Origin of the sequence: Methylobacterium sp. NEAU K (genome assembly GCF_030700285.1) — a bacterium.
Lineage (GTDB): Bacteria > Pseudomonadota > Alphaproteobacteria > Rhizobiales > Beijerinckiaceae > Methylobacterium.
In genome coordinates this window covers 26,199-49,706 of the sequence record NZ_JAUYZJ010000014.1, presented here as the reverse complement: position 1 = coordinate 49,706, position 23,508 = coordinate 26,199, and the positions used below count along the sequence as shown (strand labels likewise).

General features: G+C 70.7%; 19 protein-coding genes and 2 tRNA genes. 7 read left to right on the top strand and 14 right to left on the bottom strand.

Annotated features, from left to right (window positions below):
- Positions 1-152: 152 nt before the first annotated feature.
- Positions 153-2,660, bottom strand: coding sequence for a PAS domain-containing protein (locus Q8W67_RS13370; protein ID WP_305546183.1), 2,508 nt, complete (start codon positions 2,658-2,660; stop codon positions 153-155).
- Positions 2,661-2,903: 243 nt separating this feature from the next.
- Here Q8W67_RS13370 and Q8W67_RS13365 point away from each other — a divergent pair, with 243 nt between their 5' ends.
- Positions 2,904-3,392, top strand: coding sequence for a phasin (locus Q8W67_RS13365; RefSeq protein ID WP_305546181.1), 489 nt, complete (start codon positions 2,904-2,906; stop codon positions 3,390-3,392).
- 133 nt (positions 3,393-3,525) lie between these two features.
- On the top strand, positions 3,526-3,897 hold the full coding sequence (locus tag Q8W67_RS13360; RefSeq protein WP_305546179.1) for a hypothetical protein: 372 nt from the start codon (positions 3,526-3,528) through the stop codon (positions 3,895-3,897).
- A 127-nt stretch (positions 3,898-4,024) separates the two neighbouring features.
- Here the strand turns inward: Q8W67_RS13360 and Q8W67_RS13355 are convergent, their stop codons facing one another.
- The 5 genes from Q8W67_RS13355 to Q8W67_RS13335 form a co-directional block, all read right to left on the bottom strand.
- Positions 4,025-4,672: a L,D-transpeptidase gene (locus Q8W67_RS13355; RefSeq protein ID WP_305546177.1), complete on the bottom strand. Its 648-nt coding sequence runs from the start codon at positions 4,670-4,672 to the stop codon at positions 4,025-4,027.
- Positions 4,673-4,832: 160 nt separating this feature from the next.
- Positions 4,833-5,651, bottom strand: a complete 819-nt coding sequence (locus tag Q8W67_RS13350) for a transglutaminase family protein (protein ID WP_305546175.1) — start codon at positions 5,649-5,651, stop codon at positions 4,833-4,835.
- Between the two features lie 68 nt (positions 5,652-5,719).
- Positions 5,720-6,649, bottom strand: coding sequence for a transglutaminase family protein (locus Q8W67_RS13345; RefSeq protein ID WP_305546173.1), 930 nt, complete (start codon positions 6,647-6,649; stop codon positions 5,720-5,722).
- 120 nt (positions 6,650-6,769) lie between these two features.
- The gene (locus Q8W67_RS13340) at positions 6,770-7,309 is read right to left on the bottom strand and encodes a response regulator (protein ID WP_370693874.1); all 540 of its coding nucleotides are present in this window, start codon (positions 7,307-7,309) and stop codon (positions 6,770-6,772) included.
- A gap of 174 nt (positions 7,310-7,483) precedes the next feature.
- Positions 7,484-8,650, bottom strand: coding sequence for a transglycosylase SLT domain-containing protein (locus Q8W67_RS13335; RefSeq protein ID WP_305546169.1), 1,167 nt, complete (start codon positions 8,648-8,650; stop codon positions 7,484-7,486).
- Positions 8,651-8,878: 228 nt separating this feature from the next.
- On the opposite strand from Q8W67_RS13335, the gene alaS reads away from it, so the two are divergent.
- Positions 8,879-11,566 carry an alanine--tRNA ligase gene (gene alaS, locus Q8W67_RS13330; protein WP_305546167.1) on the top strand — a complete coding sequence of 896 codons (2,688 nt, stop codon included), beginning with the start codon at positions 8,879-8,881 and terminating at the stop codon, positions 11,564-11,566.
- Positions 11,567-11,650: 84 nt separating this feature from the next.
- Here the strand turns inward: alaS and Q8W67_RS13325 are convergent, their stop codons facing one another.
- The 6 genes from Q8W67_RS13325 to mdeB form a co-directional block, all read right to left on the bottom strand.
- Positions 11,651-11,932, bottom strand: coding sequence for a hypothetical protein (locus tag Q8W67_RS13325; protein ID WP_305546165.1), 282 nt, complete (start codon positions 11,930-11,932; stop codon positions 11,651-11,653).
- Positions 11,933-12,068: 136 nt separating this feature from the next.
- A complete protein-coding gene (locus Q8W67_RS13320) occupies positions 12,069-12,479 on the bottom strand; it encodes a DUF2147 domain-containing protein (protein ID WP_305546163.1) in 411 nt (136 codons plus the stop codon).
- Positions 12,480-12,512: 33 nt separating this feature from the next.
- The gene (locus Q8W67_RS13315) at positions 12,513-13,220 is read right to left on the bottom strand and encodes a hypothetical protein (RefSeq protein ID WP_305546161.1); all 708 of its coding nucleotides are present in this window, start codon (positions 13,218-13,220) and stop codon (positions 12,513-12,515) included.
- 215 nt (positions 13,221-13,435) lie between these two features.
- A complete protein-coding gene (gene lpdA / locus Q8W67_RS13310; protein ID WP_305546159.1) occupies positions 13,436-15,121 on the bottom strand; it encodes a dihydrolipoyl dehydrogenase in 1,686 nt (561 codons plus the stop codon).
- A gap of 11 nt (positions 15,122-15,132) precedes the next feature.
- Complete coding sequence (locus tag Q8W67_RS13305) at positions 15,133-16,434, bottom strand: 2-oxo acid dehydrogenase subunit E2 (RefSeq protein WP_305546157.1); 1,302 nt, start codon at positions 16,432-16,434, stop codon at positions 15,133-15,135.
- A 233-nt stretch (positions 16,435-16,667) separates the two neighbouring features.
- Positions 16,668-19,343, bottom strand: coding sequence for an alpha-ketoglutarate dehydrogenase (gene mdeB / locus Q8W67_RS13300; protein ID WP_305546155.1), 2,676 nt, complete (start codon positions 19,341-19,343; stop codon positions 16,668-16,670).
- 542 nt (positions 19,344-19,885) lie between these two features.
- Here mdeB and Q8W67_RS13295 point away from each other — a divergent pair.
- Positions 19,886-20,374 carry an Lrp/AsnC family transcriptional regulator gene (locus tag Q8W67_RS13295; protein WP_305546153.1) on the top strand — a complete coding sequence of 163 codons (489 nt, stop codon included), beginning with the start codon at positions 19,886-19,888 and terminating at the stop codon, positions 20,372-20,374.
- Between the two features lie 118 nt (positions 20,375-20,492).
- On the opposite strand, the gene Q8W67_RS13290 is transcribed toward Q8W67_RS13295, so the two are convergent.
- Together Q8W67_RS13290 and Q8W67_RS13285 are read right to left on the bottom strand one after the other, a co-directional pair.
- Positions 20,493-20,568: transfer RNA gene (locus Q8W67_RS13290), tRNA-Ala, on the bottom strand.
- 147 nt (positions 20,569-20,715) lie between these two features.
- Positions 20,716-21,096: a TIGR02300 family protein gene (locus Q8W67_RS13285; RefSeq protein WP_305546151.1), complete on the bottom strand. Its 381-nt coding sequence runs from the start codon at positions 21,094-21,096 to the stop codon at positions 20,716-20,718.
- Positions 21,097-21,338: 242 nt separating this feature from the next.
- On the opposite strand from Q8W67_RS13285, the gene aroA reads away from it, so the two are divergent.
- From aroA to Q8W67_RS13270, 3 genes are all read left to right on the top strand, one after another.
- Complete coding sequence (aroA, locus tag Q8W67_RS13280) at positions 21,339-22,688, top strand: 3-phosphoshikimate 1-carboxyvinyltransferase (RefSeq protein WP_305546149.1); 1,350 nt, start codon at positions 21,339-21,341, stop codon at positions 22,686-22,688.
- Positions 22,689-22,692: 4 nt separating this feature from the next.
- Positions 22,693-23,355, top strand: a complete 663-nt coding sequence (cmk, locus tag Q8W67_RS13275) for a (d)CMP kinase (protein WP_305546147.1) — start codon at positions 22,693-22,695, stop codon at positions 23,353-23,355.
- A gap of 71 nt (positions 23,356-23,426) precedes the next feature.
- A tRNA-Lys gene (locus tag Q8W67_RS13270) sits at positions 23,427-23,502 on the top strand.
- Positions 23,503-23,508: the final 6 nt, after the last annotated feature.

Here is a 23,508-nt window from a genome sequence, read left to right as displayed (position 1 = left end):
CAAGGACGTCACTCGCGAGCCGCTGTTTCCGAATACTTGAATGTGTCGCAAGTCAGGGAGATTCCCGGCTGCTAGGACGGTGCGCCGCTCCGGTCAGAACCGTCGGATTGCCCCGGCTTTGCGGAGCCGCGATCCAGGGTCGTCGCTGGACCTCAGCCGCGCGCCGCGCGCCGCGTCGGCATGATGATCTCGACCAGCGTGCCGTCTTCCGCGCGCGCCGACAGCTGAAGCCGACCGCCATTGGCCTCGACAAGGGCGCGGGGCAGGGCGAGGCCGTCCTCCACATCTCCCGCCGGTGCGGCCGCCTGCGGCACCGCTCCGGCGCCCGTGTCCCGTACCCGCAGCGCAACCGCCGCGCTCTCGGTCGAGCCGGTCGAGACAATCACTTGGCCGCCGGCCACGGAGCGCCGGATCGCGTGCTCGATGACGAGGCTGGCGGCGCGGCTGACGGAGCGCTCGTCGGCCTCCAGATCGTCGAGATCTGAGGAGAAGCTCGTGCGCACCACGATCCGGCCCCGCGCCGCCTCGGCCTGGAGACGCGCGACGCAGCCCGCCACGACGTCGTTGAGCGCGATGGGGCGCGGGTCGAGCCTCAGGGCGCCGGCCTCAACGGCGGCGAGGTCCAGGAGCTCGCTCACGCGCTCCAGCATCAGCTCGCCCGAGCTCTTGATCTGGGAGAGACAGCCGCGATAGCGCACGTCCCCCAACGCGCCGAAGGGCTCTCTCAACATCGCCTCGGCCAATTCGATGATCCCGGTCAGCGGGCCGCGGAAGGCCCTGTCCAGGCGGGCCAGCGTGGCATCCAGGCCTGAGTCCGACAGGGGCGCGTGAGGCCCTTCTGCGTCCCGCGCGGCTTCGGGCCGGACTGGCGCGAAATCCTGAGGCGGCGCGTTCAGCACGGCGACCCGGCGTCCGTCCGCCCGGGCGGCCGAAACGCCCAGCGTCAGCGCCTTGCCGGCCACTGAGACCGCCCGCGGTGCCTTGACGGCGCCCCGCAGGACGTCGGCGACGGCGAGCACGCTCTGCCGGTCGAAGAGGGTGACGAAGCTACCGCCGACGATCTCCCTGGGATCGCACCCGAACAGGTCGGCCGCCGCACGGTTCAGCGCCACGACTCGCCCGGCGCCGTCGACGGTCAGGACCCCGGCCTCGAGCGCGTCGAGGGCCGCCTCGGCACCTGCCGCGCGCTCCACTTGCGCCTCACGCGCCAAGCGCTCGGCCGTAAGCGCGCTCGCCGGATCCGTCTCATCGAGGGGACGGACGATCAGGCAGGCCGCGGCCTCACCCGCCCAGGTGCAGGCGCCGCCGAGCACTTCGACGGGCAGGGCGCTTCCGTCAGCGGTCTCGATCGCCGTCCGGCGCGAGGCCGGATCCGGATCGTCCGGCTGGGGCAGTCCGCGGAACAGCCGGCCGAGGCCGGCCCGGGTCAGCGCCGCGATATCGGCGTAGCCCGCCACGTCGAGGAGCCTTGGATTCGCCGCGAGGATCGCCCCGTCGCGGTGCACCAGCGCCGGCAGAGGCAATCCGGCAAGGATATCCGGACCGCGCGACCCTTCCACGGCGCCTGTGGGCTCGCATGCGTCGGGGCTGCCGGGCTGTGTGCCGGGGAACGGCATGACCGCGCCGCCCTCCGACCTCGGCGCCGGTGCCTCGGCACCCGCCTCATCGCCGGCGTAGCGCGCGCCGAGTGCCCGCGCGATCTCCCGGAAGGCGGCGTGCTCGTCGGTCGACAGCGAAGGCTCCGCCGGTTGCAGGTCGACGGCGGCGCCAGACAGGTCCGATTCGATCGGCACCGGAGCGGCCTCGGCGGGTGCGAGCGGTGTCTGCACCGGGTCGGGCGGCGCGGCTTGCTCGGGTGCAGGAGGCTGCGCGACCGGCTTCGGAACGCTCCGGACGAGGCCGAACCCGCCGAAGCCGGAGAACGCAGCGTCACCCCGCCCCAGCGGGGCACCGGACAGCTCGACCTGGAAGGGGCCGTCGCCGAGATCCAGGCAGGCCGGCTCGGCGCGGAACGTACGCCGCTCGCCCAAGGCCGCGAACATCCCGTCGACCCCGGTGATCCGGCCGGCCGCGGCGAGGTCCTGCCATCGTTGGCCGACGAGGCCGGAAAGCCCCTCCGAGCCGGTGAGCGTGGTCAGGGCGCCCGATGCATCGCTGCGCCACAGGAATCGATCGCCCCGGTTCAGCGTTGCCGCTTCGGGGGCCGACGGAGCGGGCTGCGGCTGGGGCGCGGGCCCAACCTCGGGCGTCTCAGGCCGGGCCGGTCGCGGGCGCGGCAGCTTCACCGGGGCTGTCGGGACCACAAGAATCGCCGGCTGGCCGCCGTCCCGGGTCCCGCTGGCTACGAGGCAGAGCACCGGCGGCGCGATCCGGCGGCCATCGAGATGCAGGCGGGCGAGCCGGGGGGCGGTGTCGCGGGGAACCGCGCTCGCGACCTGCCGAGCCATGAAGGTGTTGTTCGAGGCGGCGAGGGCCGCGGAAAGGGGGCGCCCCGCCGGGGAGGCGTGTAGGATCTGGCCGTCCCGCGGGTCGATCACGAGGAAGACGGCGTCCGGGTCGGCCAGCGCAGTGGCCAGGCTCGGCAGGCTCGCCCAGGCCGCGAAGGCGGCGGCGAGTTCCGCCCCGGCTGCCCCTGCGGTCGATGTCAGTGTCGTCTGCAACGTCCGCGACCTCGAACCCACACGCTGTCCCTCGTCCCAGGCCCGCTTTGCCTGAGAAACACGCGTAACCGTAGCCCTATTGTAAAGGCGCGCCCGGCGCGACGCTGGACTCTTGCGCCAACCGTCACACGTTTACCTCATGTCAACCTTAATGCCGTTGGCGCGGGTGGCATATGGCGAAGAATCGGATATTGTGCATTGCACAAAGCGCCATCAACAGCCGAATATGAGAGGAGACGACGCATGAACACCCCCCCGAACTACGAAGTTCCGACCGAGATGCGCGACTTCGCCGAGAAGAGCGTCGAGCAGGCCCGCAAGGCGTTCGACAGCTTCATCGGGGCCGCCCGTCGCACCGCCGATACCGTGCAGGGATCGGCCGAGGTCGCGCGCACCAACGCGCAGGACGTGTCCTCGCGGGGCTTCGAATACGCTGAGCAGAACGTGAACGCCGCGTTCGATCTGGCGCAGAAGCTCGTCCGCGCCAAGGACATGCAGGAGGCGATGCAGCACCAGGCCGAGTTCGTCCGCAGCCAGTTCGCCGCCATCCAGGCGCAGGCGAAGGAGTTCAGCGGCCTCGCCCAGAGCGCGATGCAGCAGGGCGCCGAGCGTGCCAAGTCGGCCATGCAGCAGGGTGCCGACGAGGCCCGCAAGGCCATGGAGCAGGGTCAGGACGCCGCCAAGCAGACGGCGCACAACGCCCAGGACGCCGCCGACCGCTCGACGCACTGACGTCCACGCGTCAGCGATCGATTCGGCGGCCCGCTTCCGGTATCCGGGGCGGGCCGTCTCGTTTTCGCCGGTATTGCCGCCGAGAGCCGCCGGAGCGGGCGCGATGGGCCTGCTTCGAGCGAAAGGTTCAGGGATGCGCCTCATCTCATACGGCCGATCCGGGCTGCGGGCCCCGTTCAGGCTCGCGGTTGCCGCGCTGGCGCTCGCGGCCGCGCTTCCGGCGCCGTCCGCGCTGGCCCAATATGTCGAGGGGCCCGCCTATGGCGCCCCGCCGCCGGGTTACGAGGATCCGGGTTACGAGCGCGGCTACCGCCCGGCGCCGCGCCGCCGCGAGCGCCAGCCCGTAGGCTTCAACTGCGATGCCGTGCAGCAGGGCATCACCGGGCCGAAGCCGTTCTCCTGCCCGCTGCCGGGGCCCCGTCCCCTCGGTGTGCGCTGTTTCTGCGATCTTCCGATCGCTTCCTTCAGCCCGCCGCAGACGGCCGTCGGCCGCGTGGTGCCCTGAACCGCACAGGTGACGCCACGGCGAGACCGCGCCGCCCGGTGGGGCGACGCGGCTCGGCAGATTCAGGCAGGCTTCCGAGAGTCGCCGACGCCGGCGCGGCGTCCGCGCAGGTCGATCGGCGGAAGGGTCAGTTCAGGACCACGACCCGGGCCCCGACCTTGACGCGCTCGTAGAGGTCGGTGACGTCGTCGTTGGTCATGCGGATGCAGCCCGACGACACGGCTTGGCCGATCGTGTCCGGCTCGTTGGAGCCGTGGATCCGGTACTCGGTGTGGCCGATGTACATGGCGCGGGCGCCGAGGGGGTTCTCGATGCCGCCAGCCATGTAGCGCGGCAGGTCCGGGCGTCGGGCGATCATCGCCTTCGGAGGCGTCCAGGACGGCCACTCGCGCTTGGCGGTGATCGTGTTGGATCCGCTCCAGCTGAAGCCCGGCCGGCCGACGCCGACGCCGTAGCGAATCGCCTCGCCGTTGCCGAGCACATAGTACAGGCGCCGCTCTGCCGTGGAGACCACGATCGTGCCCGGTGCGTAGGGCGCGTTGAACGCCACGGTCTCCCGGGGGATCGGCTGGACCTGCGCCTGCGGCGCAGCCTGCACGCCCTGGCCGTAGCCCGGCGCGTAGGTGCCCTGGTAGCCATACTGGCCCTGGTCCGAGTAATAGTCATCGGCGCCGTTCGTGCCGAACGGATCGTAGGATGAGGCCGCGAGTGCCGGCGAAGCGGCAAGAACAGCGGCGCCGAGGAGTGCGGCGAGCGCGGTGACCGAGGTCTTCATGGGGAGCCTACCTGTGCAGTAACCTTTGCCATTACAAGCGTGAGCATAGGCTGGCAGTTCCACGCCCCGATGAAGATTTTGTAAGGTGGGGGAATACGTAAGCGGCCTCGCCCGTGCCGGGTTTCGGGCGACGGGCTCGGCCGGGCCTCACCCGAAGGCGTCAGTCCACCTCGTCGGTGTGGACGTCGAAGCGTGCCAGGTGGGCGTAGCCGAAATTCGTCGAGATCGCGCAGTCGGTTGCGTCGCGCCCGCGCGCCATGACGATCCGGCCGATGCGCGGGCAGTTGTGCCGGGCATCGAACGTGTACCAGCGCGCGCCGTGGGGACCCTCGAGATAGACTTCGAACCACGCCGAGAAGTCCATCGGCGCCGGGTCCTTGGGTACGCCGATGTCGCCGAGATAGCCGGTGGCGTAGCGGGCCGGGATGTTCATGCACCGGCAGAACGTGACGGCGAGATGCGCGAAGTCCCGGCACACGCCCTCGCGCTGCATGAAACCGTCGTGGGCGGTGCGGGTGGCGTCGGCGCGCTGGTAGTCGAAGCGGATGCGGTCATGGGTGTATTCGACGATCGCCTGCACCCGCGCCCAGCCCTCCGCCGTGCCCCCGAACAGCGACCAGGCCGTCTGCGACAGCTTGTCGGTGTCGCAGTAGCGGGAGCCCAGCAGGTAGACCATGACCTCGTCCGGCAGGTCCTGAACCGGGATCTGGCGGGCGCCGGGCGCCACCGGATCGGGCAGGCCGGAATCCTGGACCGTGAAGTCGGCCGAGATCGTCAGCAGGCCCGGCGGCGCGAGGATGCGGTGGCAGATGTTGTCGAAGGCGTCCCGGTATTCGTGCGCCGGGATCGGCGGGTCGAAGCCGATCACGTGCGGCGTCAGAACGTCGGGCATCCGGGACGGGTGGACGCTCAACATCAGGATCATCGGGGTCGGCTGAGCCACGCTGAAGGCGATATCGAAACCCGTCCTGATCTTCATCGCGGCTACCTGCTGTTCTCTCGCAATTCGCGCGGGTCCGCCACGCATGCTCGCTCCGGGGCCGAGGCTCAACGCGCCATCGGCGGCGCGGGCCCCTGGAATCCGCGCGTTTTCGCTTCGTCCTCGGGCAGCTCGACCACATCGACGTCGACGCGCATGCCGAGGTCGTCGCTGGCCAGCCCGAAGAACGAGCCGTGCAGCGGCACGGCCTGGGCCGGATCGCGGGTCACCGCCACGCGGATCAGGTCGCGGTTGCCGACGATCCCGTTGGTCGGGTCGAACTCGATCCAGCCCGCTCCCGGCAGGTAGACCTGCAGCCACGCATGGGTGGAGCCGCCGCCGACGTGGCGCGCCCGGTCGTTGCGGGGGTTGTAGAGGTATCCGGACACGAATCGGGCGGCCATGCCGAGTGCCCGGACCCCTTCCATCATCAGCACCGCGAAGTCGCGGCACGAGCCGCGCTTGCCGCGCAGGGTGGTCAGCGGATCCTGCACGCCCTTCTCGGGGCGGCCGAGATAGGTGAAGTGGGCCCGCACGCTGCGGGTCATGTCGGCCAGCAATTCCTGGGTGGGGATCCGGCCGTCCGCCGGGATGAAGCTGCGCGCCCAGGCATCGACCTCGTGGCGCGGATCCGGCCATTGCCGCTCGATCGAGCGGGCGAGGTCCGGCATGTCCTCGGCGCCGTAGCCGAACGGGTAATGGGTCGCGTGCGGGGCGAGGGGGAAGACCGGGGCATGCTCGGGCGTGTGGTCGAGGGTGATGCCGCACGCGAAGGTCAGGGTTTCCGCGCGGGTGTCGAAGGTCGCCACCGCCACGCAGTTGCCGAAGACGTCGAACATCCAGCGCAGCGCGGCCGGCTCGGGGCTGATCTCGAGCGTCGCCTCGATCAGGCGCTGGTCGTAGCTGTCGCGGGGCCGGAACATGATCCGGTGCTCGCCGAAGGCGACCGGACGCCGGTATCGGTAGACCGTGCGGTGACGGACGGACAGGATCGGCAAACTCAGGGGCTCCGGGCTCGCGCCGACACATCGGGCGCGATGCAAGGGCCGGGCCCGTCGCCGCTGGCGCCGAGGCCGTGCGGCCTCAGCTCTGCCGGATGCCGCGCTTAAATCGGGACGTCACGAGACGGGAGGCGCCGGATCCGCCGTCGCCCGCTCGGCCTCGAGCAGCACGTCGAGGGCGCGCCAGGGCTTGGCGATGAACACGGCCTCGGTCGGCAATTCCGGCCGGAGCACGCCGTGGCCCGACGTGATCACCAGGCGCGCCCGCGGCCAGAGGGTCGCGACCGCCCGGGCGAGCTGCAGCCCGTCCATCTGGCCCGCGAGCCGCACGTCGGCGAAGACCAGGGCCACGTCGCCGCCCCTTGCCTGCAGGACCGACAGCGCCGCCTCGGCGCTGTCGCAGCCGACCACATCCAGTTCCGTCTCTTCCAGCAGCGTCTCGGCGAGCGCGCGGACTTCCGGTTCATCCTCGACCACGAGCGCGAGGCGCGGCTGCCGGGCCTGGGCCACGTGCAAATCCGCCGCGTGCGGCATCGTCGTTTCGGCATCCGTCTGCCGGACACGGCGCACCAGGGCGGCGAGGTGCTCGGGCACGCCCTCCGAGACGAGGTCGTCGTAGATCGACGCGAGGGTCTGGCCGATCTGGTCGAGCGGGATGCCCGGCGCGAGCGTATCGGTGAGCGGCATGGATGCGCTCGTCTGAGGCTTTCTCAAGAACTCCCCCCGAAGTTTCCGTGTCACGCCGCGCGAGAGCACGGCGCTTGGGGAGGAAAGTCGGTAACGCGCGGCGAGTTGCGCGCCGGCCTGCGAATCGCGATCCGCACCGACGCGTTATTGCGTGGCGATCCCGGCCTCGGCGTCCGCGTAGGCCATGATCCCCGACACGGCCCGGACGTTCTGGTAGCGCGTTCCGCGCGTGCTCATCATCGCCTCGAACTTCTCGTGGACCTGCGCCACCGAGAGGCTCGCGGGCTTGCGGTGGCGGCCGCGCCCGACGAAGCGGCCGGCGGCGAAGAAGATCGAGCGGTTGGCCCGGGCGGGGCCGGGCAGCAGCGCGGCGGCGGCGGCGGCCGGCTTGTTCACGACGTTGGCCAGGAACTCCCCGGCATCGTCCGGGCCGAGGAAGTGGGCGAGGTAGACCTCGCCGAGGGAAAGCTCGCGGCCGATTCGCTGGGCGATGCGGGCGGCGTCGCGCTTCAGCATCTCGCCGGCCATCAGGGCCGAGAGGTAGGGGTCGCGGCGCATTTCCAGCACGCGGACGCGCTCGGCCGGGTCGGTGATCACCGGCCGGTCGTTGGCATCCGCGGTGATCAGCGCCGCCTCCTTCTCCAGCCCGTACTTGGCGCCGAAGTCGCGCACCACGCCGAGCCAGGTGCGCTCGATGAACTGGTACAGGCCGGTGGCCGAGGAGGTCTTCGCCTGGACCGCGGTGACGAAGCTCGATTCCTTGTCGGCGACCGCCATGAGCAGGACCGGATCGGTCTGGACCGCCTGGGCCGCGCGCACGATCGTCTGCACGAGGTGGCGCCGGATCTTCATCGGGCCGAACTCGAGGATGTCGTTCGGATCGCCGCCGGAACTCTCCGAGAGCAGGAAGTCGTAGGATACGCGGTCGACGCCGTTCGACCCGATGGCGGTATCGAGGTCGTGCACGGCGGCGAAGCTCGCCGAGGCGCGCAGCGGCGTCCGCTCCAGCTCGTCGCCGAGAGCCACGGTGTGGATGCGCGGGCGCGGCATCGCGATCTCGGTGGCGGCCTCCGCCGGGGAGACCGCATGGGGCAGGCCGACCTTGCCGAGGTCGATCCCCGACCCGATCAGCGCGGCGCTGAGCCCGCCGGCGATCAGGGAGACGGTCATGACCGAGCGGAACAGCGCCGAACGGCTGCCGTGGGCGCGGCCCAGCACCGGCTGAGCCGTGATGACATCGGTCCGGCCGGACCCGAACTGGCCCCGCTTGCCCGTGGCGTTCTTCAGCGATCCGACCGCGCGGCCCTGCATCGTTGATCCGAATCCTCACGCGCCCTTGACGGCGCCACGGACTCACCATCGCTTGACAGATGTGGCGACAACACGGCCGCGCTTGTGGCGGCCGTGGGGCGGGCGGGGTGATTTCGCGGCGGGGCGCCCGTGACTCGCGCCGGTTCCCTCCTTAAGAGGGCGCCAAGCGGGCCTCGCCTGAAACAGGTGGCGGCCCAGTCCTTTGAGCCCTGCTAGAGTTCTGCCCCGATGAGCGGCGTCAACGAGATCCGGTCGACCTTCCTCGACTTCTTCGCGCGTGCGGGACACGAGGTCGTGCCCTCTTCGAGCCTCGTCCCGAAGAACGATCCCACGCTGATGTTCACGAACGCCGGCATGGTGCAGTTCAAGAACGTCTTCACGGGTGTCGAGAAGCGCGCCTACGATCGGGCGACCACGGCGCAGAAATGCGTGCGGGCCGGCGGCAAGCACAACGACCTCGACAATGTCGGATATACGGCGCGCCACCACACGTTCTTCGAGATGCTCGGCAACTTCTCGTTCGGCGACTACTTCAAGGACCGCGCCATCGAGCTTGCCTGGACGCTGATCACAAAGGAATTCGGCCTCAAGCCCGACCGGCTGCTGGTCACCGTCTACGCCGACGACGACGAGGCCGCGAACCTGTGGAAAAAGATCGCCGGCTTCCCGGACGAGAAGATCATCCGGATCGGGACGTCCGACAATTTCTGGCAGATGGGCGATACCGGCCCCTGCGGCCCGTGCTCGGAGATCTTCATCGACCAGGGCCCGGCCCTCCAGGGCGGGCCGCCCGGCTCGCCCGACGAGGACGGCGACCGCTTCCTCGAGTTCTGGAACCTCGTGTTCATGCAATACGAGCAGCTCGAGCCGGGGGTGCGCAATCCGCTGCCGCGGCCCTCGATCGATACCGGCATGGGCCTGGAGCGCATGGCGGCGATCCTCCAGGGCGTGCACTCGAACTACGACACCGACCTGTTCAAGGCGCTGATCGACGCGGTGGCGCACGCCGTCTCGCGGGCGCCCGAGGCCGCCACCATGGCCTCCTACCGGGTGATCGCCGACCACCTGCGCGCGGCGTCCTTCCTGGTCGCCGACGGCGTCCTGCCCGGCAACGAGGGCCGCGGCTACGTGCTGCGCCGGATCATGCGCCGGGCCATGCGGCATGCCGAGATCCTGGGCGCGCGCGAGCCCACCATGTACCGCCTCGTGCCGACGCTCGTGCGCGAGATGGGCCAAGCCTATCCCGAGCTGATGCGCGCGGAGTCTCTGATCGGCGAGACCCTGAAGCTGGAGGAGACCCGCTTCCGCCGCACTCTGGAGCGCGGCCTGTCGATCCTCGATTCCGAGAGCCGCGACCTCAAGGCGGGTGACAAGCTCTCGGGCGACACCGCCTTCACCCTGTACGACACCTACGGCTTTCCTCTGGATCTGACTCAGGACGCCCTCAAGGTCCGGGGCATCGGTGTCGACACCGACGCCTTCTCGGCGGCGATGCAGCGCCAGAAGCAGGCGGCGCGCGAGGCCTGGAAGGGCTCGGGCGAGGCCGCCACCGAGACGGTCTGGTTCGGGCTGCGCGAGCGCGTCGGCGCCACCGAGTTCCTGGGTTACGAGACCGAGAGCGCCCAGGGCATCGTGACCGCGCTGCTGCGCGACGGCGCGGAGGTGACGCGCCTGGACGCCGGGCAGACCGGCCTCGTGCTGGTCAACCAGACGCCGTTCTACGCGGAATCCGGCGGCCAGGTCGGCGATATCGGCCTGATCCGCGGCGCCGGCCTGAAGGTGCGCGTCACCGACACCGAGAAGAAGCTCGGGGACCTGTTCGTCCACCATGTGAGCGTGGAGGAGGGGAGTCTCGGCCTCGACCAGCCGGTGGAACTGGCGGTCGACCACGCCCGGCGCAGGGCGATCCGGGCCAACCACTCGGCCACGCACCTCCTGCACGAAGCGCTGCGGCAGGTCCTGGGCGACCACGTCGCCCAGAAGGGCTCTCTGGTGAGCCCCGAGCGCCTGCGCTTCGACATCAGCCACCCCAAGCCGATCGAGGCGGACGAACTCGTCCGGGTCGAGGACATTGCCAACGCGGTGCTGCTCCAGAACGCCCCTGTGGTGACCAAGCTGATGGCGGTGGACGATGCCATCGCGTCAGGTGCGCGGGCGCTGTTCGGCGAGAAGTACGGCGACGAGGTACGGGTCGTCTCGATGGGCCTGCCGGTGGACGCGGAAGGCGCCGAGACCGAACGGGGACGGCTGAAGAATTTCTCCATCGAACTCTGCGGCGGCACCCATGCCGCGCGCACCGGCGATATCGGGGCGATCAGCATCATCGGGGAGAGCGCGGTGGGCGCGGGCGTGCGCCGGATCGAGGCACTCACGGCCGATGCGGCGCGCCGTCACCGGGCGGAGGAAGCCCGCACCCTCGCGGCGCTCGCCGGGATCCTCAAGGCGCCGGTCTCGGATGCGCCCGATCGCCTCGCGACGCTGATGGAGGACAGGCGCCGCCTGGAGCGGGAGCTCGCCGAGACGCGCCGCAAGCTGGCGATGGGCGGCGAGTCCGGATCGGGCGCCAATGCGCGCCAGAGCGAGATCGGCGGCGTCGCGTTCCGGCGCTCCGTCGTCGAAGGGCTCGACATGCGCGATCTCAAGCCGATCGTCGACGAGGAGAAGAAGCGCCTCGGCTCCGGCATCGTCGCCGTCGTCGGGGTGGCTGCCGACGGCAAGGCCGGCCTCGTGGTCGGCGTCACCGACGACCTGACCGCCCGCTACGACGCGGTTGGGCTGGTGCGGGCCGGGGCGGGCGCGCTCGGCGGAAAGGGCGGCGGCGGACGCCGCGACATGGCGCAGGCGGGCGGCCCCAACGGGGCGGGCGCGGAGGCGGCCCTCGACGCCATCGAGCAGGCCCTCACCGCAGCGGCCTGACGCGACGCGTTTTCCCTGCCCCGTACGAGAAAGGCCGCGCCCTGACGGGCGCGGCCTCTACGATTTCCTGTCCTGTGCGGCGGACTACCGGCCGCCGCCACCGCCACCGCCCTGCGGCGCGACGAGCGACGGCTGGTCGGCGTTGCCGGCCGCCGCCGAGTCGTTCGAGATCGTGTCCGCCGCGCGCCCGGTCGGGGAATAGGTGACGGCGCCCTCGTTGCCGGTCGCATCGGATTGCCCGGTCACCACGCCGGGCGCGCCGGGCGGGACCACCACGGTGGTGCTGGTCGGCGACTCGATCACCTGGGCGGATGCGGGCGCGACCAGCAGGGCGGCGATCGCGGTCGCGAGAAGGGTCTTGTTCATCGATATCCTCATGTCTCTCGACGCAGGCAACTTCGATCGCGCGCAATCGATCCCTTGAGGATGGAGCGGGAGACGTGCTGTGTGCGCTGGCACACAGGGTCACAATTTAGGAATCCGTGCCGGGCCCCGGGGCCGCTTAGTTGACCCGTGTCCAGGTCTGCCGCTTGCAGAACACGCTCATCACGCAGCCCGACACTTCGAGGGCGTTCGGACCCGTGAGGCGCAGCGAGCCTGAATAGGTCTTCCCGTCGTTGGGATTGTAGAGCGAGCCGCTGTAGCCCGATCCGTCCGCGTGCGGCGCGTTGAGGATCTGGACCCCCACGACGCTGCGGCTGCGCAGGGACGGGTCGGGATTCTTGACGTCGAGCCCCTTGCCGGGGGCGCTGACGATGGTGCCACAATAGCCGCCGCCGCAGGACGCGATCCGCACGCGGGAACTCCCGGTCTCGGTGAGCCAGAGACCGGCCGGGTCGGCCGCGCGGGCCGAGGCACAGAACGGCACCGCCGCGAGCAGGGCCAAGACCGCACGACGGAACGCTGGACGCATCCTCAATCCTCCCGACTCGTCTCTTGAGGCTTCCTACCGCGAAGCTTCGGGCAGCGCACCGCCCAGATAGGTCTCGACGACTTCGCAGAACGGCTGGCCGGCGCCCGACACCAGTACGGCGTCGACCTCGAACAGCGGGTCGTCTGGGCCGGGCTCCGGGTGCTGCGCGAACGGGCGAACCGCCACGGTCCGCCGCACCGGGTCGAGGGGACGCACGACCCGGCCGAAGGGCGTGCGCGTCCCGTCCAGGGTGGTGTTCATCTCGGGGGTGAGGCGTGCCGGGACATACCAGTTGTCCGCCTCGGACAGGACCCGGTCGCCGCAGGCGAGGCGGACCCGGCGGTAGCGCACGGGCTCGTCCGGGCCGATCGCCAGGCGGGTGCGCTGCGCGGCGGTGAGCGGCTTGTCCGCGACGGGCAGGCGCAGGGCCACGAGGTGTGGATCGCCAGCGAGCCCGTACTCCGCGCACCAGCTCTCCAGCGCCAGCGTCGCGCTGTGGGCGGCGAGCACCCGGCCCTTCAGGGACGCGATCAAGGCCGCGGGACCGCTATCCGGCCGCGGTGCGGAGCCCGCCTCGGCGGGGGCCGGCGATTCGGCCGCGAGGCCGTTCGAAACGCGCACCGGGAGAGCCGCCAGGGCCGCCACGAGACTGAGGCGGATCGCCCAGCCGCGGCGGGCAAGGGATGAAAGACAGGAATTCACGACCCGACTATCGATGTTGGTAAAATAGAGGCTCGGCATTGGAGGTCTCCCAAGAGAACAGTCCGGCACGCCGCCTCATCTCGATCCGAATCCTCCCGTCAGGGTTCCCAGATTTCTCTGGATATGGTCGGTCTTCGTCCAGAACAACCGTCCGGACGGGACCGCCGTCATACCTCTGATCTCGACGCCGCAGGCTTAGCCAAGAAAGGCCGGCCGGTCGAGGCTCACGTGCCGCGCCGTGAGTCCGGCCGCCGCTATCGCCGTGCGGTGGGGGGCAGGTCTGTGCAGAGGCCGAGAGCGGCCTCCGCGGCCATCCCGATGGTCTCGCCCAGCGTCGGGTGCGGGTGGATGGTGCGGCCGATATCGGCGGAGTCCGCCCCCATCTCGATGGCCAGGGCGATCTCGCCGATCATGTCGCCCGCGCTCGGGCCGACGATGGCCCCGCCGACGATCCGCTTCGTCCCGGCGTCGAACAGCAGCTTCGTCAGGCCGTAATCGGCGCCGTTGGCGATGGCCCGGCCCGAGGCGCCCCAGGGGAAGCGCGCCACCTCCACGGACCGGCCGGCGGCCTTGGCGGCTGCCTCGGTGAGGCCGGCCCAGGCGATCTCCGGGTCGGTATAGGCGACGGAGGGGATCACCGCGGCGTCGAAGCCGGCCCTGTGGCCGGCCGCGACCTCGGCGGCGACGTGCCCCTGGTGCACCGCCTTGTGGGCGAGCATCGGTTGCCCGACGAGGTCGCCGACCGCGAAGATGTGGGGCACGTTGGTGCGCATCTGCGCGTCCACCGGCACGAATCCGCGCTCCACCGCCACGCCGGCGCGGTCGAGGCCCAGCCCCGCGCCGTTCGGGCGCCGGCCGGCTGCCTGGAGGACGAGGTCGTAGGTCTGCGGCTGCGCCTCGCCCGACAGGGTTACGGCGATTCCCTCCGCGGTGGCTGTCGCCGAGACGACCTCAGTCCCGGTCCGGATCCGGTCGAAGCGATGGGCGTTGCGCTTGGTCCAGATCGCCACGAGATCGCGGTCGACGCCGTCCAGGAGGTTCTCCAGGCGCTCGACCACGTCGACCCGGGCGCCCAGCGCGCTGTACACGGTCGCCATCTCCAGGCCGATGATGCCGCCGCCGATCACCAGGAGGCGGCGGGGCACGAAGGGCAGGTTCAGCGCGCCCGTCGAGTTCACGATGCGGGGATCCGCCGGCAGCATCGGCAGGGCGACCGGGGAGGAGCCGGCCGCCACGATGGCGCTGGCGAAGGTGACGGCGCGCGCGCCGCCCTCCTGCAGAGCGACCGAGACCGTATTCGGCCCGGTGAAGGTCGCGGTGCCCCGCATCACCGCGACCTTGCGCAGGCGCGCCATCTGGGCGAGCCCGTCGGTCAGGCGGCGCACGGCGCCGGCCTTGAACCCGCGCAGCTTGTCGAGGTCGATCGTCGGCGCGCCGAAACTGATCCCGTGGGGGGCGAGGCGGCCGGCCTCCTCGGTGACGGCGGCGACGTGGAGGAGCGCCTTCGATGGGATGCAGCCCACGTTCAGGCAGACACCGCCTAGGGTCGCGTCGCGCTCCACCAGGATTACCCGCAGCCCGAGATCGGCGGCCCGGAAAGCGGCCGCATAGCCCCCGGGACCGCCGCCGATCACCAGCAGGTCACAGGCCGCCTCCGCCTGCTCACTGGTCGGCGACTGGGCCGGTGCGGCCTCGCCCGCCTCCCCCGCGACCCGGGCGACGAGGGTGCCGGCCGAAACCGTGTCGCCGAGGCCGACCAGCATCTTCACGAGGCGTCCGGCGACCGGCGACGGGATGTCCATCGTCGCCTTGTCGGATTCGACCACCAGCAGGGTCTGGTCGCGGGCGATGGGGGAGCCGGGCGCCACCGGGATCTCGATGACGGGCACGTCGGCATAGTCCCCCAGGTCGGGGACGCGGATGTCGTGGATCTCGGGCATCGTGGCCGCCGTCACAGGAGGGCGCGGCGCAGGTCCGACAGGACCGACGCCACGTGGCCGAGGAAGCGGGCGGCGGCGACGCCGTCGACCACGCGGTGGTCCCAGGACAGGCTGAGCGGCAGGATCAGGCGGGGTTGGAAGGCCTTTCCGTCCCAGACCGCCTCCGTCCGCGACCGTGCCGCTCCCAGGATCGCCACTTCGGGGGCGTTGATGATCGGGGTGAACCCATCGCCGCCGATGCCGCCCAACGACGACACCGAGAAGCAGCCGCCCTGCATGTCGGAGCCCGGGAGGGTCCCGGCCCGGGCCTTCTCGGCCAGCGCCGCCATCTCGGTGGCGATCGTGATGAGGCCCTTGCGGTCGCAGTCGCGCACCACGGGCACCATCAGGCCCTTCGGGGTGTCCACCGCGAAGCCGACGTGGACATAGTCCTTCAGGACGAGGTCGGAGCCTTCCAGGGACGAATTGAAGCGCGGATAGGTCCGCAGGGCCGAGGCCGCGGCCTTGATCAGGAAGGCCACCATGGTGACCCGTGCGGGCGGCGTGCGCGCCTCCTTGTTAAGCCCGACCCGGAATGATTCGATCTCGGTGACGTCGGCCCGGTCGAAATTGGTCACGTGCGGGATGGTCAGCCAGTTGCGGCTGAGATTCGCCCCGGAGAGGGTCTGAATCCGCGACAGCGGCTCGCGCTGGACGGGGCCGAACTTGGCGAAATCCACCGCCGGCCAGGGCGGCAGGTGGGCACCGATGCCGGAGGGCGCGGCGGGTGCTTGGAGCGCCGCCTTGACGAAGGCGTGCAGGTCCTCGCGCAGGATCCGCCCCTTCGGGCCGGTGGCGGGCACGCGGTCGAGGGTGACACCGAGTTCGCGGGCGAGCTGGCGCACGGACGGGCTGGCGTGGACATCGCCGACGGTTGCCGGCTGCGTGTCGTCCCGCGACGGCTCGGCCGAAGCGCGACGGGCTCCCTCTCCCGTGCGGGAGAGGGGACCCGCGCTCTGTCCGGCACCGGCAGCCGCCTCCGGTCGCTTCGCGGTTGGCGGCGCTTTCGGTGCCGATGCGCTCTCGCCCCCCTCCGCGGGCTCGACCACGAGAATCGGCGTGCCCTCCGAGACCTTCGATCCCACCGCGACCAGCAATTCCCGCACGGTGCCGGCGACCGGGGAGGGGACCTCCATGGTCGCCTTGTCGGATTCGATGCTGAGGATCAGGTCGTCCACGGCGAGGCGGTCGCCCGGCTTCACCAGGAGTTCGATGACAGGCACGTCCCGGTAGTCGCCGATATCCGGGAGGGCGATCTGCAGCGCGGCGCTCATGCGGGCGGGTTTCCGTGGCTGGGCAAGTCTGTGACGATGGGTTCGGTTGGGGGGAGGTCCGCGTCCGGGCCTCCCGAAGGACTTGTGACAGCTCGTCGATCGCCCGATTTGCCGCCATCCTGAGGTGACCGGCGATCGAAGGAGCCCTCCAGGGATCGCGCGGCCGGCTGAGAGGCGCCTTCGAGGCTGCTACGCTACGCAGCACCTCAGGATCAGGTCGCGGGTGGGATTTTTCAGATCGTCCACGGAGCCGGCGTGTCGGCGTCGATGCCGTATCGGCGGATCGCCTCGGCGACGGTGGCGCGCGGCACCGTGCCGGCCTCGGCCAGTGCGTGGAGGGCAGCCACCACCACGTGCTGCCGGTCCACCTCGAAGAACCGGCGCAGGGCGTTGCGGGTGTCGCTGCGCCCGAACCCGTCGGTGCCGAGCGTCACGAACCGGGCGCCGACATAGGAGGCGATGAGCTGCGGGTAGGCCCGGATGTAGTCGCTCGCCGCCACGATCGGCGTGGAGCCCGGCAGCAGGGCGGCCACGTGGCTCACCGGCGCGTCCGTCTCCGGGTGGAGCATCGCCCGGCGCTCGGCCGCTCGGGCGTCGCGCGCCAGCTCGCTGAAGCTCGTGACGCTGAACAGCTCCGCGGCGATGCCCCAATCCTGCGCCAGCAGCGCCGCCGCCGCGATCACCTCGGGCAGGATCGCGCCCGAACCCAGCAGGCGCACCGCGGCAGGCCCGGAATCTGGCCCCGCGAAGCGATACATGCCCTTCAGGATTCCAGCCTCCGCGCCCTCCGGCATAGAGGGCTGGGCGTAGTTCTCGTTCATGGCGGTGAGGTAGTAGAAGGCGTCCTCGCCCTCCTCCATCATCGCCCGGGCGCCCCGGTCGACGATCACCGCCATCTCGTACGCGAAGGCCGGATCGTAGGCCCGGCAGTTCGGGATCGCGGCGGCGGCGAGGTGGCTCGACCCGTCCTGATGCTGCAGGCCCTCGCCGCCGAGGGTGGTGCGGCCCGCCGTGGCGCCGATCAGGAAGCCCCGCGCCCGCTGGTCGGCCGCGGCCCAGATCAGGTCGCCGACCCGCTGGAAGCCGAACATCGAGTAGTAGATGTAGAAGGGCAGCATCGACAGGCCGTGGACGCTGTAGGCGGTGGCCGCGGCCGTCCAGGACGAGATCGCCCCGGCCTCGGTGATGCCCTCTTCCAAGAGCTGCCCGTCCCGGGCCTCGCGATAATAGAGCATCGAGCCGGCATCCTCCGGCTCGTAGAGCTGCCCCTGCGGCGCGTAGATCCCGACCTGCCGGAACAGGTTGGCCATGCCGAAGGTGCGGGCCTCGTCGGCGACGATCGGGACGATGCGCGGCCCGAGATCCTTGTGCTTCAGGAGATTGCCGAACAGGCGCACCACCGCGGTGGTGGTCGACATCTCCTTGCCGCCGGCCTCCAGGGCGAAGCCGGCATAGGTAGAGAGCGCCGGTACGGCGACGCTCGGCGCCGACCTGCGGCGGGCCGGCAGCACGCCTCCGAGGGCCTCGCGGCGCTCGCGCAGGTAGCGCATCTCGGCGCCGTCCATGGCCGGCTTGTAGAAGGCCAGACCCTCCACCTGCGCGTCGGTGAGCGGCAGGGCGAATCGGTCCCGGAAGGCGCGAAGCGCGTCCACGTCGAGTTTCTTGGCCTGATGGGCCGTCATGCGCGATTCGCCCGCCCCACCCATGCCGTAGCCCTTCTTGGTCTTGGCCAGGATCACCGTGGGGCGGCCCTTGGTGGCTTTCGCGCTCGCGAAGGCCGCGTAGAGCTTGCGGAAATCGTGGCCGCCGCGCTTCAGCCGGTCCACGTCGGCGTCGGACATGTGCGCGACGAGCTCGCGGACCTCCGGATCCTCACCGAAGAAATGAGCGAGGTTGTAGGCGCCGTCCTTGGCGCCCAGCGTCTGATACTTGCCGTCCACGGTGTCGGCGAAGCGCCGGAGCAGGGCATGGTTGGTGTCGCGGGCGAAGATCCCGTCCCACTCCGAGCCCCACAGCACCTTGATGACGTTCCAGCCCGCGCCCCGGAACAGGCTCTCCAGCTCCTGGATGATCTGGCCGTTGCCGCGCACGGGTCCGTCGAGCCGCTGCAGGTTGCAGTTGATGACGAAGGTGAGGTTGTCGAGATTCTCGCGCGCGGCGAGGGCCAGGCCGCCGATCGATTCCGGCTCGTCCATTTCACCGTCGCCGAACACGCCCCAGACGTGGCGGCCGGACGTGTCGGCGAGGCCCCGGTCGGCGAGGTAGCGCATGAACCGCGCTTGGTAGACGGCGTGGATCGGGCCGATTCCCATCGAGCCGGTGGGGACCTGCCAGAAATCCGGCATCAGCCAGGGGTGCGGGTAGGAGCACAGGCCGTCGCCGGCGATCTCCTGGCGGTAATGCTTCAGCTGCTCCTCGGAGAGCCGCCCTTCGAGGAACGCGCGGGCATAGACGCCGGGGGCCGAGTGCGGCTGGAAGTAGACCAGGTCGCCGTCGGCGCCGCCCTTGAAGAAGTGGTTGAAGCCGACCTCGAACAGCTCCGCCGCCGAGGCGTAGCTCGCCACGTGGCCGCCCAGCTCGCCGTAGGCCATGTTGGCGCGCACCACCATGGCGAGCGCGTTCCAGCGCATGATCGAGGTCAGGCGCTCCTCGATGTCGGGATCGCCCGGGTAGCGCGCCTGCTTCTCCAGCGGGATCGTGTTGCGGTAGGGCGAGTAGGGCAGCGCCTCGTCGAGGATGCCGATCTCCTTCGAGTGCCGCTCCAGCCGGTCGAGGATGAACCGGGCCCGGGCCGCGCCCTCGGTGCGGAACAGCGACTCGAGGGCGGCCAGCCAGTCCTGCGTCTCGGCCGGATCGTGATCCACCTCGGCGGACCGCGCGAGGATGGTCTTCGGCGGTATGGCGTTCATCGGCGCAGCTCCGGTTTTGCCCTGAGCATACGGATTCGGAGGCGGGGCGACATGCCGAATTTTTGTGGCACGGGGCCGTTTATTGGCATGTTTCACCGCGCTGACGGCTAAAGACGGTCGATCGTACCGCCGAAATGGGGTGTCTCCTGCCGTGGCGGGGTGAGCGCCGGATGTCGGATTTCTCTGAGGGGTTCCTCTGCTTGCGAGACCTCGTCCTCGCTGACGGAAGTGACGCAGCAGAACGATGAACCCCGTCATTCCGGGGCGCCGCAGGCGAGCCTGGACCCGGAGGGGGCGCCTTAAGCGGCAATCCAGGGCCCCGGACGGTGCAAGATCCTGATCTGCCAGTGTCTCTGGATTCCGGGCTCCGCTTCGCGGCCCCGGAATGACGAGGCGGGTGCCTGAGCGCCTGGGCCACCCTTCGAGCCCAGTGAGATCACGATTTTCCTATATGGCTACCGGCCACCTGTCCGGGCGCTATAAAATTCTCCTGCCCGGTAATCGGCGGCATACTATGCCGATAGCAACCCGGAGAACGAAACGTGGTGTCCCGACCGGCCCAGCTCGACGCCGCGAGTCTGCGCATCCTCGAACGCCTGCAGCAGGACAGTGAGATCAGCATCGCGGACTTGGCCGAGCAGGTCGGGCTCTCCACCTCGCCGTGCTGGCGCCGGGTCAACGAGCTGAAGGAGGCGGGGATCATCCGCGGCTGCGTCGCGGTGGTCGATCCGATGAGCCTGGGCCTCGCGGTCAACGTGTTCGTGCACGTCTCGCTCGAGAAGCAGACCCAGGCCGCGCTCCAGGCCTTCGACGAGGCGGTTCGCAGCCGCCCGGAGGTTATGGAGTGCTACCTGATGAGCGGCGAGGCCGACTACATGCTGCGCGTGGTGGTGGAGGATCTCGGCCAGTACCAGAGGCTGGTGCTCGACCACCTCACACGGATCCCCAGGGTAGCCAACATCCGCTCCAGCTTCGCCCTGGGTCAGGTGAAGTACACGACCGCCTTGCCGCTCGGGCACCTGACCCGCTGAATAAGTCTGTCCACGACAACGGGCCTCGGCAAAGAGGTCTGCGGTGCTGACTGGCTGCTCGGTCTGTCTTCGGAATTCAGCGCGGAAGGCCGATGTGGCCACGTCGCGCGGGGGAGGATGGTGGAGCCTAACGGGATCGAACCGATGACCTCTTCCATGCCATGGAAGCGCTCTCCCAGCTGAGCTAAGGCCCCACTTTATCCGCCGCGGTTTGGGTTCCGCGGTGTCTCGCCGGCCGATGTCGTCCGGCGAGGGCGGTTCTATAGGCGGCTCTCGCCGAGGACTCAACCCCTTTTTTCGGCTTTCTTCGGGGTTTCTACGAAGCCTCGGCAGGGGGCGCCTCAGCTCTCTTCGTCGTTCTCGATATCGCCGTCGATCAGGTCGGAAACATCGTCGTCGCCGGTATCCTCCTCCTCGAGGAAGGTGTCGTCCTCGGCGGCATCCCCGTCCTCGACCGTGTCGTCCTCGGGGGTCGGATCCGCCTCGTCCTCGGCGGCCTCGACCTCGTCAAGAGAGACCAGCTCCGGGCCCTTCTCGTCCGTCTCATCCTCGTCGTCGGGGGTGGTGTTGCGCGCCACGACAGGCGCCGCCACGCGGCTGGTCGCGACTGCCTGGTAGACCGCGCCGCATTTCGGGCAGACGGCGGGATCGCGGGCGAGGTCGTAGAACTTCGCGCCGCAGCTCATGCACTGGCGCTTCAAGCCAAGTTCCGGTCGGGCCACGGGGGGACACCTCGTCGTCAATGCTATCTCGGGGGAGGGGCCCCGTTAGTCGCGGGCGCAGCCCCTGTCAATCGAGCCGGAACGGCGGGTTTCCGGCCGGTCCGCTCCGGCAGGGCGATGGATGACGCGGGACGGTGCCCGTGTTAACCGCGCCGCGAGTTCACGGTCCGATTGCAGCGGCGCGGCCATACCGCGCGACGCGCCGGACCCCGGCCAACCCATAAGCCTTGAACGGACGCCCCGTGTCGCACGATTCGCCTCCCCAACCCCTCACCGCCGCACCGGGGACGCCGCTCAAGGGGCGCCTGCGTCCGCCGGGCGACAAGTCGATCTCCCACCGGGCGATGATCCTGGGGCTGCTGAGCCAGGGCGAGACGCGGGTCGAGGGGCTGCTGGAGGGCGACGACGTGCTGCGCACCGCCGCCGCTGCGAAGGCGCTCGGTGCCGGCGTCGAGCGCCTCGGCGAGGGGCGCTGGCGCGTGCGCGGCGTCGGCATCGGCGGCCTCACCGACCCGGCCGACGTGCTGGATTTCGGCAATGCCGGCACCGGCTCGCGGCTGATGATGGGCGTGGTCGGCGGCCAGCCGGTCACCGCGACCTTCGACGGAGATGCGTCCCTGCGTTCGCGCCCGATGCGCCGGATCCTGGACCCGCTCACCCGCATGGGCGCGCAGGTGCTGGCCGAGGCGGAGGGCGGGCGCGTGCCCCTGACCCTGCGCGGGCTGAAGGATGCGATCCCGATAACCTACGAGACCCCGGCCGCCTCCGCGCAGATCAAGTCGGCTGTTCTGCTGGCCGGCCTCAACGCGCCCGGCATCACCACGGTGATCGAGGCGGCGGCGACCCGCGACCACACCGAGCGGATGCTGCGCCTGTTCGGCGCGCAGGTGAGCGTCGAGCCGCACGGGCCCGGAGGCCACGGCCGCAAGGTTTCGCTCATCGGCCAGCCGACCCTGCGCGGGACCGACGTGGTCGTCCCGGCCGATCCGTCCTCGGCGGCGTTCCCCCTGGTGGCGGCGCTGATCGTGCCGGGCTCCGACATCGTGATCGAGGGCGTGATGATGAACCCGCTGCGAACCGGGCTGATCACCACCTTGCTGGAGATGGGCGCGCGGATCGAGCGCGTGGCCGAGCGCGAGGAGGGCGGCGAGACCGTGGCGGACCTGCGCGTGCGCGCGAGCCGCCTCATCGGCGTCGACGTCCCGGCCGAGCGCGCCCCCGCGATGATCGACGAGTATCCGGTTCTGGCGGTGGCGGCGAGCTTCGCCGAGGGCCGGACCCGGATGAACGGCCTGCACGAGCTGCGCGTCAAGGAATCCGACCGCCTCGCGGCGGTGGCGGCGGGGCTCGCGGCCAACGGCGTCCGCCACACGGTCGAGGGCGACGACCTCGTGGTCGAGGGCGACGGGACGGCGGTCGCCGGCGGCGGCACCGTGGCGACCCATCTCGACCACCGGATCGCCATGGCGTTCCTGGTGATGGGTCTGGCCACCCGCTCGCCCGTCACGGTGGATGACGGCGCGATGATCGCCACGAGCTTCCCGAGCTTCCTGCCGACCATGCAGGCCCTCGGCGGCCGGATCGGGGCCTGACGCGATGCCGTTCGTCATCGCGATCGACGGCCCGGCCGCCTCGGGCAAGGGGACGCTCGCCAAGCGGCTGGCGGTCCATTATGGGCTGCCGCATCTCGATACGGGGCTCCTCTACCGCGCAGTGGCGCTGGCGCTGATCGATGGCGGCCTGTCACTGGACGAGCACGCTGCTGCGACCCGGGCCGCGCAGGCCCTCGACGCGGACCGGCTCGACGATCCGCGCCTGCGCGATCGTGCCATGGGCGAGGCGGCCTCGCGGATCTCGGCGGTGCCGGAGGTCCGGGGCGCTTTGCTGGCGTGGCAGCGCCGCTTCGCCGCCGATCCCCAGGGCGCCGTGCTCGACGGGCGTGACATCGGCACGGTTGTCTGCCCCGAGGCCGCGGTGAAGCTCTTCATCACGGCCTCCTCCGAGGAGCGGGCCCGCCGCCGCCACCTGGAACTGTCCGGCCGGGGCGAGGCCGCGACCTTCGCGGCGATCCTGGCCGACATCGAGGCCCGCGACGCCCGGGACGCCTCCCGGGCCGCCGCGCCGCTGCGCATGGCCGACGACGCGGTCCGGCTCGATACCACGGAGCTCGACGCGGACGCCGCCTTCGACGAGGCACGCGGTATCGTCGAGCGTGCGCGCGGCGACGCGGGGTCGGCGCCGCCCACACGCCCGTGTTGACCCCCCGGTCCCGCTCACCTATTGCGGACGCGCCGTCCCCGAGCGGCCGCCCACGGGCGGTCCCCGGACGCGAGCGCGTAGCTCAGCTGGTAGAGCAACGGACTTTTAATCTGTAGGTCCTGGGTTCGAGTCCCAGCGCGCTCACCACTAAAT